The organism is Edaphobacter flagellatus (assembly GCF_025264665.1).
GTDB lineage: Bacteria > Acidobacteriota > Terriglobia > Terriglobales > Acidobacteriaceae > Edaphobacter > Edaphobacter flagellatus.
The window spans coordinates 4,387,094-4,400,145 of record NZ_CP073697.1 but is presented as its reverse complement, the minus strand read 5'-3'; the positions used below and the strand labels follow the sequence as shown (position 1 = coordinate 4,400,145).

The window sequence follows — 13,052 nt, the reverse complement described above, 5'->3', positions numbered from 1 at the left end:
ATAGCGAAACGGAGGAATCTACTTTCCTTTCCTCCTCAATAGTCAAAAAAGAAAAGCCCCGGACGCATCCGGGGCTTCCTGACATCACCAACCTACTTCGTCTTCCGATACCGTTGAATCAGGTTCGTCGTCGAGCTGTCATGCGCCAGCTTCGGCTCGTCCTTGGCCTCAAGCTCGCCCAGGATCTTCGTCGCCAGCACCTTGCCCAGTTCCACGCCCCACTGGTCGAACGAATCGATGTTCCACACCACGCCCTGCGTGAACACTGCATGCTCATACAACGCCACCAGTGAGCCAAGCACCCTCGGCGTCAACTTCTCCGCAAGGATCGTATTCGAAGGACGATTCCCTTCAAACACGCGATGCGGAACCAGCCAATCCGGCGTCCCTTCAGCCTTCACCTGCTCCGCCGTCTTGCCATAAGCCAGGGCTTCAGCCTGAGCAAATACATTGGCCATCAACATGTCGTGGTGCCGGCCCAGTGGATTCAGCGTCTTCGAAAACCCAATAAAATCACAGGGAATCAGGCGTGTTCCCTGGTGGATCAGCTGATAGAACGAGTGCTGCCCATTCGTTCCCGGCTCACCCCAGTAAATCGGCCCTGTCTGATAATCCACGGTCGTCCCGTCCAGCGTCACATGCTTGCCGTTCGACTCCATTGTCAGCTGCTGTAAATACGCCGGAAAGCGCTTCAGATACTGCTCATACGGCAGCACCGCCTGCGTCTGCGCATCGAAGAACTCCGTATACCAGACTGTCAGCAGCCCCAGTAACGCCGGTATGTTCTTCTCGATCGGCGTCGTTCTGAAGTGCACATCCATCGCATGAAAGCCCGCCAACAGCTCGCTGAAGTTCTCCGGCCCGATCGCAATCATCGTCGACAACCCAATCGCCGAATCCATCGAGTAGCGTCCGCCGACCCAGTCCCAGAAACCGAACATGTTCGCCGTATCGATGCCGAACTTCTCGACTTCCTTCGCATTCGTCGAGATAGCGACGAAGTGCTTCGCCACCGCCTTCTCGTCCTTCAGCTTCAGCAATGCCCAGTCACGCGCCGTATGCGCATTCGTCATCGTCTCCAGCGTCGTGAACGTCTTCGAAGCCACAAGGAACAGCGTCTCTTCAGGATCGAGATCGACCACCGCCTCGGCAAAGTCCGTGCCATCCACATTCGATACAAAGCGGAACGTCAGGTTGCGGTCCGAATAATACTTCAGCGCCTCATATGCCATCACCGGCCCCAGGTCCGAACCACCAATGCCGATGTTCACGACATTCTTGATCCGCTTGCCCGTATGACCCTTCCATTCGCCACTGCGAATGCGATTGGCGAACCCCGCCATCTTGTCCAGCACCTCATGAACACCCGGAACAACATCCTCGCCATCAACGAAGATCTTCTCCGTTTTCGGCGCACGCAATGCAACGTGCAGCACAGCGCGGTTTTCCGTGATGTTGATCTTCTCTCCGGTAAACATCGCCTCCGTACGAGCCTTCAGTCCCGACTCCTCGGCCAGAGCCACCAGCAGCCGAAGCGTCTCGTCCGTAATCCGGTTCTTCGAGTAGTCGACGAACAGCCCCGCGGCCTCAAGAGTCAGCCGCTCGCCGCGCCCCGAATCCTCTGCAAACAACTCACGCAGATGCCTGCCACGAATCTGATCAGCATGGCTCTTCAAAGCCTTCCAGGCCGCGCGCTCCATCAGGGGTACTGTCTTTATTGCCGTCATACGTTCGTTTCTCCTTTTTCGACTTCCTCTTTACTCTCCATCACTGGCCCCTACCAAAAATCATTTGGACTGCAGATAGAGACTTAACCAACTTTGGATCGATGCAAATCAGTTCTAGTGTAGAGCCGAAGTATGTCGTGGGCTTGAACGCAGACCAACTTCCGCGCCGAAAAGTTTCTCGAAACACATTGCTGTTCCTCTAAGACATCAAGCTATCCAACCCTTGGCAAGATTCTCCCTAAAACCGTCATTCCGAGCGAACGGAGTGCGACGACGAAACCTCTCATTTTTTGCCAGGATGACTCTCGGGAAACAAGCGCGAAGTTCTCAGTATCATTCCTCAATCAACAAAGGGCGATTATCGCTCAACATGCACGGAATTGTTGCATCAAACAAAATCGTGCGTTTATCGTATGTGTAGATCGGCTATCGCCCCACTTTTGTGTCGTGCGGCAGCCGCCCAGGAAAGGGACTCATGAGCCTAGCCACTCGTCCTACGGCCGCTGCAACTCCTCCTCCCGCTGCGCCGCCTGCTGCAACCAAGCCAACACCTGCGTCCTCCCTCGACGTCTTCACCGGCGACCCCAACTTCATGACCTCGCTTGCGCGCGGCCTCATTGTCATTCAGGCCTTTACGCAACAGAACCCGCAGATGACCATCTCGCAGCTCAGCGTGCGCACCGGACTCTCCCGCGCCGCCGTTCGCCGCTGTCTCTACACCCTCACCAAGCTTGGCTTCGCCGGAGCCGAGGACGGCTCGCGCTACTCCCTGCGCCCGCGTATGCTCACCCTCTCGCATACCTACACCGCCTCCAACACGCTCTCCTCGGCCGCACAGCCCATCCTGGAGCGCATGTCCGCGCAGCTCCGCGAGTCCTTCTCTCTGGCCACTCTCGACGGCGACGACATCGTCTACGTCGCCCGCTCCACCGTCAACCGCGTCATGGCCGTCGACCTCCATATCGGCAGCCGCCTGCCTGCCTATTGCACCAGCATGGGACGCATCCTGCTCGCCTACCTGCCCGCCGACCAGCTCGAGGCGTACCTCGCTCGCGTCGCCCTTACCCCCTTCACCACGCGCACCGTAACCTCGGTTGAAAAGCTGCGTCTCCTTCTTCGCAATACCCGTCGCAACGGCTACGCGCTCTGCGATCAGGAGTACGAGGTCGGCCTCCGCTCACTCGCCGTCCCTGTCTTCGCTCCCAACGGACGCGCCGTCGCCACCATCAACCTGAGCGGGAACGCCCCCCGCATCTCTACCCTCGAGATGCAGACACGCTTCCTCCCGCATCTACGAGCAGCAGCAAACGAGCTGGCCGTCTTTCTCCGCTAGCCGCTCACACAAAATCGAAGCCCCACATCTCCTATGGAGGCGTGGGGCTTTTTTATTCTGCTACGAACTTCTACGAAGCACGCGGCGGAGCCACACAACGCACAAAACTGGCAGCTTTCTCCGCTTCCACGATCACTTCGCCCGTACCCTCAGGAATCACTACGGCCTTCCCCGGCTCCAGCTCGATCTCTTCTCCCGGAGTGATCACCCAGACATTCCCCTTGATCCCCACCAGGCACGCCGGCCCTGCCAGCGTGATCGGACGCTCTTCCATCTCCCCCAGATCGAACCGATCCACCGTGAAGTACTTCTTCTCGATCAGCCGCGTGAACCCATCCATCTGTCGCGGAGCCACCTTACCCGCCTCCGTCTTCGGACGAATCACCTTCAGCCCCTGCTCCAGATGAAGCTCCCGCGGTCGCCCATAGTCATACAGCCGATACGTTACATCGCTCGTCTGCTGCGTCTCCAGCAGCACCACACCCGGCCCAATCGCATGCACCGTGCCTGCATCGACAAACAACATATCGCCCACCGACACCGGAACCTTCTCCACAAGCGATTCCATCGTTTTATCCGCAACCGAAGCCGCCAGCTGCTCTGTGGTGACACCCGGCTTCAGCCCCAGCATCACCGAAGCCCCCGGCTCTGCCTCCAGCACATACCAGCACTCCGTCTTCCCGCGAGCCTCACCAGCCGCCTGCGCTTGCGCATCATCCGGATGCACCTGCACCGACAGCTTCTCATTTGGAAACAGCAGCTTCACCAGCAGAGGAAACTCACCCCCCAGCTTCGGTGAGAGCGACTCCAGCGTCTTACCTTCAAGATCTCCCTCTTCCACCACGCACTGCGGACCCGTCAGCCACGCCTCACCCACCAGCTCCGTCGTGCCCGTGTCCTCATACCACGGCTTCAGACTTTTCCTTCCCCACGGCCGAGGGCTAAACCACGGCTTCAACCGAAACGGCGCAACACTAGTCGTCATCGTCATCCTTCTTTGCCTTCTTCCTCTTCTCCAGAAGCATCTGCGGCACGGGCTTCGCACCACCCATCGCATCCTTCCATAGGATAACGTTTAGCTTCTGTGCATTCGCCCGGTCCGCATGCGTGAAGTCCATCTTCTCCGACTCCCGCGCCCCCGCCGCCGTCTTCTCGTTCGCCGTATAGATCAACCCGTTATCGCGATTCGTATAGTCCGCCACAAACGGGGCCTGATCGCCCGCACCCGTAAACAGCGGGCTCATCATCGAGCTGAACGCGTCGTTATTGTTCATCGGCGGCAAGCCCAGCAGCGTCTCCATCGTCCGAATCATGCTCACCGTCGAATAGAACCGGCTGTCCACAAACGCCCCGCCATCCGCCTGCTTCGGAGCATACTTGCTTACCACCAGCGCCAGGCTCCGATGCGCATCCACGTGGTCTGCGCCATTCTGTGCATCGTCCTCCAGAATGAATAACGCCGTGTCATCCCAGTACGCCGAATGCGAAACCGCATCGACGATACGTCCAATCGCCAGATCGTTATCCGCAACCGACGACTTTGGCGTCGGCCCTCCCGGAGTCGTCCCCGCCGTATGATCGTTGCCCATCCTCAGCAGAATGAAGTTCGGCATCGTATCTTTGCCAGCCTTGCGATCCGCAGCCCACGTATTCAGATGGCGCATAAAGATCTCCGCGCGAATCTGCTCCGGAATCCGCAGATTGAAGTCCGGGGCCTCCTCCGCGAAATGCCCCACCAGTTCCGGCTTCGTCGCAATATTCTTTGCGATCATCGGAATCGCCCACGGCCACTTGTTCACGCCGCCGCCCCATTGGGCAGGAATCGCCTCACCCGGCTTGATCGCAGGCCGCGCGCACTTCAGCCCTTCCAGCAGCGGGCCCTCCTGCGAGCTGCCGCTCTTCTTCACGTCGCAGAACGTCGACGAGATGTACTCGCCAAAGTGGTAATACGTCTTTCCATGCCGCGACAGATTGCCCCACAGATAGCCGCTCCATGGTTCATTCACATCCGGAATGTTCTGCAGCAATGGATACCCATCCGCAACCACACCCTCAAAGTCATACGTCCTCTGCGAGCCGCGATAATCCTGCTCCCACGAGCGCTCCAGATAATCCGTACCAATCGCCGCCGTCGACCACACATGCCCGTCGCCCGACACCTCACCCGAGTCATAAAAGTTGTCCATCACACCAAACCGCAGCGCCAGCGCATGCTGGTTCGGAGTAATGTCCTTGCCGTACATCGTCAGGCTCGCATCGCCGTTCCCCACCCGCTTGCCATCCTGCTCCAGATCGCCAAAAACCTGGTCGTACGTGCGGTTCTCCTTGATGATGTAAATCACATGCTTGATGCGGCTATCCGAGCCATCATGAAATCGGATCTTCTCCTCCGCCGCCTTCATCCGATTCGACTCCAGCACCTCCGCCGTCCACTTCGGAAGCTCCTTCTCCATCGCCGCCACATCCAGCGTCGCCACCGAACCATAGATCAGCGTGCCAATGTAAGTCGACTTCGACTTCCCGTACTTCGCCTTCGTCTCCTCCGTCACACGCTGCGGAAAATTATTCGGCCCCGTGCCCTTCCCCTTCGCCGTCGCAACATACAGCTTGCCGTCCACCATCGTCATCGCCGTCGGCATCCACTCCGTGGGCAGAAAACCCACCGGCTCCACCATGCCCTTCGTCGCCGTCTTGGCCGTCAGCTTCGTCGTGTCCATTACTGCCACGGCGTCCGTCGCCTGATTGCCCACATACAACCTCTTGCCGTCGGCCGAAACCGCAAGCGCATCCGGCTCTGCACCAAAGTAGCTCTGCCCCGGCAACCGTGTATCGAAGTATCCCTTTACCGCAAACTGCCCCTTGTCGATCCCCACCGCAGCCACCGCATCACGGTTCGCCAGCGCAACATACAGCACCCTGCCATTGGGAGCGATCTCCAGCGCATACGGATGCGTACCCGCAGCAATCGCGCTCTTCGGCTTCAGCAGAGCCAGTTTGCGCCCCACCGTTCCCTTCTGCAGATTCAGCTCCACCACCTCCGACGCATTCCACAACGCTACAAATGCCCTCGTCTGGTCTGCAGTCACAGCCAGCCCCACCGGATACACGCTCGGCACCGCGTTCGTCTCCGCCAGATCGAACCGCTTCTCGATCACGCCCGTCGACGCGTCCATCAGCCACACATCGTCGGTCAGATTGCCGGCCACCAGCAACTGCTCCGCTCCCGGCTTACCGATCACCGCAATGGCTGCCGGAAACGGAATCCCCTTGTCCCCTTCCTTGCCATCGATCAGCGAAGTCTTCCGCCCCGCAGCAAGCTGCTGCATCGGAATCTTCAGAAACTTCTCACGGGCAATCTTCCCATCATGAAATCCATATACGATGATGCCGCTGCCAATCTTCTTTTCGCTGCCGCCCTCAGGGTCCGTCTCCGAACCAAGGCTCGCATAGATGTGCCTGCCATCTCCGCTGAACGCTAACCCTGAGTAAAGCGTCTGCTTCGCTCCCACCACCGTCCAGTCATCAGGAAAGTCCTCCACCTTCCCCGTCTGTGTATCCAGCACCGCCAGCGACTGCATGTATCTGGATTCATACGTGCCGTACCCGGCATTCACCGTCACCACATAGCGCTTGTCTGGAGAGACAGCTATCGATAGTGGAAGGCTGTTCAATCTCTGAGGATCACCTGGAGCCGGAGGCAGAAGCTGCTTGCTTGTCGGCAGATCGATCGCCTTCTGCCCCTCTTGTGCCCATCCACGTGCCGCACCACCCGCAACCACCAGAGCCGCTGCCACCCATACCAGCGGACTTACCTTCCTAATTGCCATCACCACGCTCCTGGTCTCCATGTAATTCCATTCAGCAGCCCCGCTCTGCATATTTCTCAGAGAGGTTGTGTCCTTCGGCATGACTCCTGTTTTTGCAGGAGTCTTATCCGCACAACATTCCCGCCTTCTCAAAAGAATCTTGGTTCTGTTAAGAGCACGCCCTCAGCCGTGCAGCGCATATTCGCGAAGAGAAAGGGTTTTAGTCCGTGAGGTCATTTCTTGCTCAAAGCCACCCAACTGTTTTCAACAAAAATCCTGTCAAGGGGTGAATCGCATAAACCGCCGCGATTTCAATAACATCCATCTGCCGATGAGTTTCACCCCATCCGGTATACTTAAATCATTCCTATTAAGTCCAGATGACGATTCGGATCGCTCCTCGCGGGTACGATCCTCAAATGCTTGTTTGGCTATCGAAATGCGCCCCTAAACTATTACGAATGAATACTTTACACCTAAAATATTCATTCGGAACAAGTTAGACACTACACCTATAAACCATGTGCAATGAATACTTTGCACAAAAACGTACGGGGGGGATGGGGACTACTTCTCCTTGGCCACCCGCAGCGTCTCCGCCGCAGACTCCGGCGTAATATCCCGCTGTGGCGAGCCCAGCAGCTCAAAACCCACCATGAACTTCCGCACCGTCGCCGACCGCAGCAGCGGCGGATAAAAGTGCAGATGAAAGTGCCACTCCGGATGCTCCTCTCCATCGAACGGCTGCGGATGCAGCCCCATCGAGTAAGGAAACGGAGCGTCGAAAACCTTGTCGTACGTCGAAGTCACCAGCTTCAACATCGCAGCCAGATCGTCCCGCTCAGCCGCAGTCAGCGCCTCAAGATCCGCAACATGCCGGACCGGTAGAATCATCACCTCAAACGGCCACACCGCCCAGAAAGGCACCACCGCCACAAAGCTGCCGTTCGATGCAATCACTCGCTCGCCCAGCTTTACCTCAAGCTTGCGATACGCACACAACAGACAGCATCCATGTTCCTTCAGATAGACCGCCTGCGCCGCCTGCTCCACAACCGCTTCATTCGGCACCGAACGGCTCGCCCAGATCTGACCATGCGGATGCGGATTGCTCGCTCCCATCATCGCGCCGCGATTCTCGAAGACCTGAACGTAGCGGATGTCATCGCGGCCGCCAAGCTCCCGCATCTGCGCATCCCAAAGATCGACCACCTTGCGGATGTCTGCGACCTCCATCTTCGCCAGCGTCAGATCGTGCCGCGGCGAAAAACAGATCACGCGACAGACACCGCTCTCCCCCTCGGCGATCAGTAAGCCCTGACCGCCCTCGTCCTCGCGAAAACGCGGAGCATCCGGCTTGAGCGCCGCAAAGTCGTTCTCAAACACATACGTGCTCGTATACTTGTCCGTCTGCAGCCCGCCAGCGCGCTTATTCCCCGGGCAGAGATAGCATTCCGGATCGTAGCTCGCAACTAAAGCCTGCGCAGGCTTCTCCACTTGCCCTTGCCACGGCCTCTGTGTCCGATGAGGCGAAACCAGCACCCATTCCCGCTTCAGCGGATTGAACCGGCGATGCGGATTCTGCTGCGCCAGCGGATTCAGTTGCGGATTCAACGAACTCATGCAGCACCACCCTTTGCCGCCAAAGCAAGCGCGCCGTCCGAAGGCGACGAAATAAAACAATCCGCCTTGATGCCCACCGCCCGCTCGTACTCCTGCTTCACCTGCTCCACAAACGCATCCGCCAGCTCGGCCTTCACAACATTCACCGTACAGCCGCCGAAACCACCACCCGTGATCCTCGCACCAAAACAGCCCTGCTGCCGGTTAGCAATCTCGACCAGCATATCGACCTCGGCGCAACTGGCCGCAAAATCATCGCGCATGCTTGCATGCGCCTCTACCATCAATTCGCCGAACCGCTTCATATCGCTCGCTAGCAGAGCTTCACGTGCAGCCAGAACGCGCGCGTTCTCTGTAATGATGTGCTTGCACCTGGCAAAGCTTTCCGGAGACATCTTGTCGCGACAAGCCACAAGATCAGCAAGCGTCGCATCGCGCAGAAGCTCAATTCCTGGCTTCTCGCGGCGCAGCACTGCCTGTCCTGCTTCCACCTCGTCGCGCCGATTGCCATAATCGCCGGTCGCCACGGAGTGCCTCACCATCGAGTTGGCAATCACAATGCAAACCTCTTCCGGTAATGGCAGCAGATCATATTCGAGCGAGCGGCAATCCAGCATCATCGCGCGATGCTCAACACCTCCGGCTACGATGAACTGGTCCATGATGCCGCTCTTCGCGCCAACATATTCATTCTCAGCACGTCGACACAATGGAGCCAACTCCTCAAGCGGAAGCTTTCGTCCCATCTGCGAAAGAATCGCAACCGCAACCGCAACCTCGACCGAAGCCGATGAACTGAGTCCGGCGCCAAGCGGAACATCACCTTCAAGGCTCATATCGAAGCCAGCGGGTGTCAGGGCCGATTGCTTCAAGCTCCACACAACCCCAGCCGGATAGTCGCTCCAGTGACGCGTCGGCTGCTTGTCCAACGAAGCAATATCGAACTCACGCACCTCGCCGTAATTGGCAGAAGAAAAAATAGCGCGGCCATCCTGGCGCGGACTGATCGCAGCTACAGTGTGAAAACCGATCGCCATCGGCATCACCAGGCCGCCTGTGTAATCCGTATGCTCGCCAATCAGATTGACTCGCGCGGGCGCAGAATAGATTTTGCCTTCTTGTTCGAACCGTTTTCGATGCGCTTCACGCACCCTGCCTTCGACAGCCGTCATTCACAACACCAAACGCATAGATTACAGATCACAATCCATCGTACAACGCTGCCTATCCAACACGTCACTCTTCTCGCAGCACTTCAAGAGGCTTCTGGCCCAGTACACGAAAGCTCGCTGCCCATCCTGTAAATACCGTAATCGCTGACGTAGCCAGCAGAGCTGCGACAGTCCAGCTCCAATGAAACTGATACGGAACAGTCATTCTGTCCAGCAGCGTTCGAGCAATCAGGTTGGCAAAACCAACTCCTACCACGCCTGCGACAAGGCCAAGGACGGCAAACTCTACGGAAAATACGGTGCCGATCCTCATTCGTGTAGCTCCCAGAGCCTTCAAAACGACGACCTCGCGAATCCTGCGATAGCGCGTTCCGGCAATCGCGCTGGCAAGAATCACAATGCCCGCGAAAACACTAAATGCTGCCAAAAACTGAATGACGTACGTGATCTGAATGACGATTGAACGAACTGTTTCCAGCGCCTGCGCAACGTTGATGACAGTAATCGTCGGATAGCTCTTGTATAGCGCGCGCTGCACCTCACCCACGCGATTCGGATCGACATGTACGCCTCCGTACCACACCACAGGCAGTCCTTTAAGAACTGCTGGAGGCATGACGAACTCGGCACGAGCATAAGTGTGCTGTCCATCGTTCTTTATAAGCGCAACAACTGTTGCTGTGATCTGCGAGTCCTGTGCCGCGAAGGTCACCTTCGAGCCGACTTTTACTCCCAGACGCTCGGCCTGCCTCTGACCAATAGCAACAACCGGGGCCGTCTCATCCGCCTTCCACCACCTGCCGCTCGTAACCGTCGTCCCTGCCGGAGCTGCCGGAAACGATGTCAGCGAGATGCTCTGCAACATCCGCCGGGGAAAATTTTTCAGCTTTGCCTGATTCGCCGGAACACCATCAAGCGCGATAATCCGTGACGAGACGACAGGAAGCAATTCCGGTTCGGCTGTAACTGCCGACTGCCTTTTCAACATCATCTTCACGCCGTCAACTTCTCCTGGCGTAATGTCGATCAGAAAAACATTCGGCAGATTGGGCGCACTGGAGATATGCAACTCGCGTACGACAGCCTGCTGCACAAGAAAGACCGCCATGATCTGCATCACCCCCATGCCAACCGCAGCCAGTAGAGCTGCTGACGGATTGCCGGGGCGATACAGATTCGCCAGGCCGTGCCGGATAGCTGAAGGCAGGCTGAGCCGCGTGCGCGCGAGAAACCAACGCAAACCAGCAAGCAACAGCGCACATGCCCCCAGAAGAACTAAAAGCACGGCAACCAAACCAAGAGAGAAGACCTGTCCGACAATAGCCGAATCGGACAACGTTGTTGCAATCACCGCCAGTCCAGCCAGTATTAGAACGATGGCAAGAATCTGCGCCGCATTCTTTATCACCTTTCGAAAGAAGGCTGTGACAAATGGATCGGCACTTTCCTCAACAGCACGCCGGAAGATCAGCACAGGTCGTACAGAACGAATGTCAAGAAGCGGAGGCAGTGTAAACAAAAGTGTCGTGAGAATGCCTGCAGCGAACCCGGTTAAAATTGTCCGCACCTGAAGATGAACGCTCGTCTGCACATCCAGCATTTTGCCAAGGACATATGGAAAGGCGACCTGCACGCCGGTTCCTACAGCAATACCCAGCACGGCCCCTAACACGCCGAGAAGTAGCGTCTGGATAAGATAGATACGCATGATCTCGCCAGAACTGGCGCCGACTGCTTTCATGATCGCAATCGTGTCCAGCCGCTGTTCGAGATGCGCACGCATCGCCATAGCAACGCCGACGGCGCCAAGCACGAGCGCGACAAGGCTCATCAACGACAAAAGGCTGGTTGCGCGGTCCAGTCCCTGCGTCAGCGCCGGATTCGTCTCGCGATAGTCGATCACCTGCGCCTCAGGCAGCAGCTTTTCCAGACGGTCCTTCAACTGCGCAACAGCAGAGTCTGAAATCGGCGCTCCGTTCACAGGCTTGGGTACGCGGAACAAATAACGCTGCCCGGCATGGCTACCCGGAGCCAGCAAACCGCTTGCATCGAGTCCTTCACGCGAGATGAATACGCGTGGGCCAGCGGCAAAATTTCCTGAGAGCCGATCCGGCTCGTTCACCACAACGGCAGCTATGCGGAAGATGCGATTGCCGATCTTCAGCGAGTCGCCGATGTTCAAACGCAGACGCACCAGCAGATCGTCCGCCACTACCACGGAATCCGCCGTCAGAACATCTTTCAGTTTGCCGGCCGGCTGAAGCTGCACGTCTCCATAAAAAGGATATTTCTGCGGATCAACGGCCTTGAGTGAGACCAGCAACGGATCGAGCGTTTTGGCGGCGCTTGCCATCGAGAGCAATTCCGTCACCGGCGTTATCTCAATCGACTCTGCTTCGATGGCATCGAGCCCCTTTTGTTCAGCTGGCGTCGGTTGCTGGAACATACGAGCAGATAGGTCGGCGGCCATAATCGAACGCGCACGGTCGAGCAGTGCGGATCGAAACGACGATGAAAATCCACGCACGCCCGTCAACGCGCCCACGCCGATAGCAATTGATAGAACGACGAAGAAGAACTTGCCCCTGGAGGCGCGCAGCTCATGCCGTGCAATCTTCAGCGCCGTGCGATAGGAAAGAGAGGACATTACTAGCGAACCAGTTCTGGAGAAGGCTTCTCCGTCAATTCGTCTGAAACAACCAGGCCATCACGCAACACGATGCGACGATCCGCATATTCAGCGAGCACAGGATCGTGGGTAACCAAAACCAGCGTCGTTCCTTCGCTGCGATTCAGATTCAGCAGCAACTCCAGCACATGAGCGCCGTTTGTCGTATCGAGGTTGCCCGTAGGCTCGTCGGCCAATACGATAGGCGGCCGCAGGATGAACGCCCTGGCAAGCGCGACACGCTGCTGCTCACCGCCCGAAAGCTGAACCGGATAATGGTCCATGCGATCACTCAGCCCCACATTGACGAGAAGTTCGCGTGCCCGCTGCAGCCCGGCGTCAGCGCTGCCATCTGCATTCAGCTCATAAGGAAGAAGGACATTTTCAAGCGCGGTCAGCGTAGGCACAAGTTGATACGACTGAAAGACAAACCCAATCGTGCGTCCACGCACCTTGGCCAGCTTGTCTTCGGGCAAATAAGAGATTGCTGTACCGTTCAGCTTCACATCGCCTGCGCTGGGGCTATCAAGGCCAGCCAGCAGGCCCAGTAGTGTAGATTTTCCGCTTCCTGATGCCCCCATAATGGCAATAAACTGCCCACGCGGTACCTCAAAGCTGATTCCCTTCAGAATATCTACGTTGCGCGTACCGTTACGAATGGATTTACGCAAACCGTCGACGACGATCACCGCGGGCTCCGTCACTTTTCCCTCCAGCCTGTTT

8 protein-coding genes are annotated in these 13,052 nt (G+C 57.4%); 1 reads left to right on the top strand and 7 read right to left on the bottom strand.

All coding sequences use genetic code 11. The features are described from left to right. Positions 1-92: 92 nt before the first annotated feature. Positions 93-1,727 (bottom strand): glucose-6-phosphate isomerase, encoded by a 1,635-nt coding sequence (pgi, locus tag KFE13_RS18390; protein WP_260705047.1) that lies wholly within the window; start codon positions 1,725-1,727, stop codon positions 93-95. 475 nt (positions 1,728-2,202) lie between these two features. Between pgi and KFE13_RS18385 the strand changes: the two genes are divergently transcribed. After that, positions 2,203-3,060: an IclR family transcriptional regulator domain-containing protein gene (locus KFE13_RS18385; protein WP_260705046.1), complete on the top strand. Its 858-nt coding sequence runs from the start codon at positions 2,203-2,205 to the stop codon at positions 3,058-3,060. Positions 3,061-3,130: 70 nt separating this feature from the next. Here the strand turns inward: KFE13_RS18385 and KFE13_RS18380 are convergent, their stop codons facing one another. The 6 genes from KFE13_RS18380 to KFE13_RS18355 all read right to left on the bottom strand — a co-directional run bounded on the left by KFE13_RS18380 (position 3,131) and on the right by KFE13_RS18355 (position 13,018). Then, positions 3,131-4,045: a type I phosphomannose isomerase catalytic subunit gene (locus tag KFE13_RS18380; RefSeq protein ID WP_260705045.1), complete on the bottom strand. Its 915-nt coding sequence runs from the start codon at positions 4,043-4,045 to the stop codon at positions 3,131-3,133. Beyond that, positions 4,035-6,887 carry a bifunctional YncE family protein/alkaline phosphatase family protein gene (locus tag KFE13_RS18375; protein WP_260705044.1) on the bottom strand — a complete coding sequence of 951 codons (2,853 nt, stop codon included), beginning with the start codon at positions 6,885-6,887 and terminating at the stop codon, positions 4,035-4,037. The genes KFE13_RS18380 and KFE13_RS18375 overlap by 11 nt, the downstream gene beginning before the upstream one ends. Positions 6,888-7,433: 546 nt before the next feature. After that, positions 7,434-8,489, bottom strand: coding sequence for a UDP-glucose--hexose-1-phosphate uridylyltransferase (locus tag KFE13_RS18370; RefSeq protein WP_260705043.1), 1,056 nt, complete (start codon positions 8,487-8,489; stop codon positions 7,434-7,436). After that, positions 8,486-9,661: a galactokinase gene (galK, locus tag KFE13_RS18365; protein WP_260705042.1), complete on the bottom strand. Its 1,176-nt coding sequence runs from the start codon at positions 9,659-9,661 to the stop codon at positions 8,486-8,488. The genes KFE13_RS18370 and galK overlap by 4 nt, the downstream gene beginning before the upstream one ends. Positions 9,662-9,725: 64 nt before the next feature. Then, positions 9,726-12,308 carry an ABC transporter permease gene (locus KFE13_RS18360; RefSeq protein ID WP_260705041.1) on the bottom strand — a complete coding sequence of 861 codons (2,583 nt, stop codon included), beginning with the start codon at positions 12,306-12,308 and terminating at the stop codon, positions 9,726-9,728. Positions 12,309-12,310: 2 nt separating this feature from the next. Further along, the gene (locus KFE13_RS18355) at positions 12,311-13,018 is read right to left on the bottom strand and encodes an ABC transporter ATP-binding protein (RefSeq protein ID WP_260707000.1); all 708 of its coding nucleotides are present in this window, start codon (positions 13,016-13,018) and stop codon (positions 12,311-12,313) included. Between the last annotated feature and the right edge of the window lie 34 nt (positions 13,019-13,052).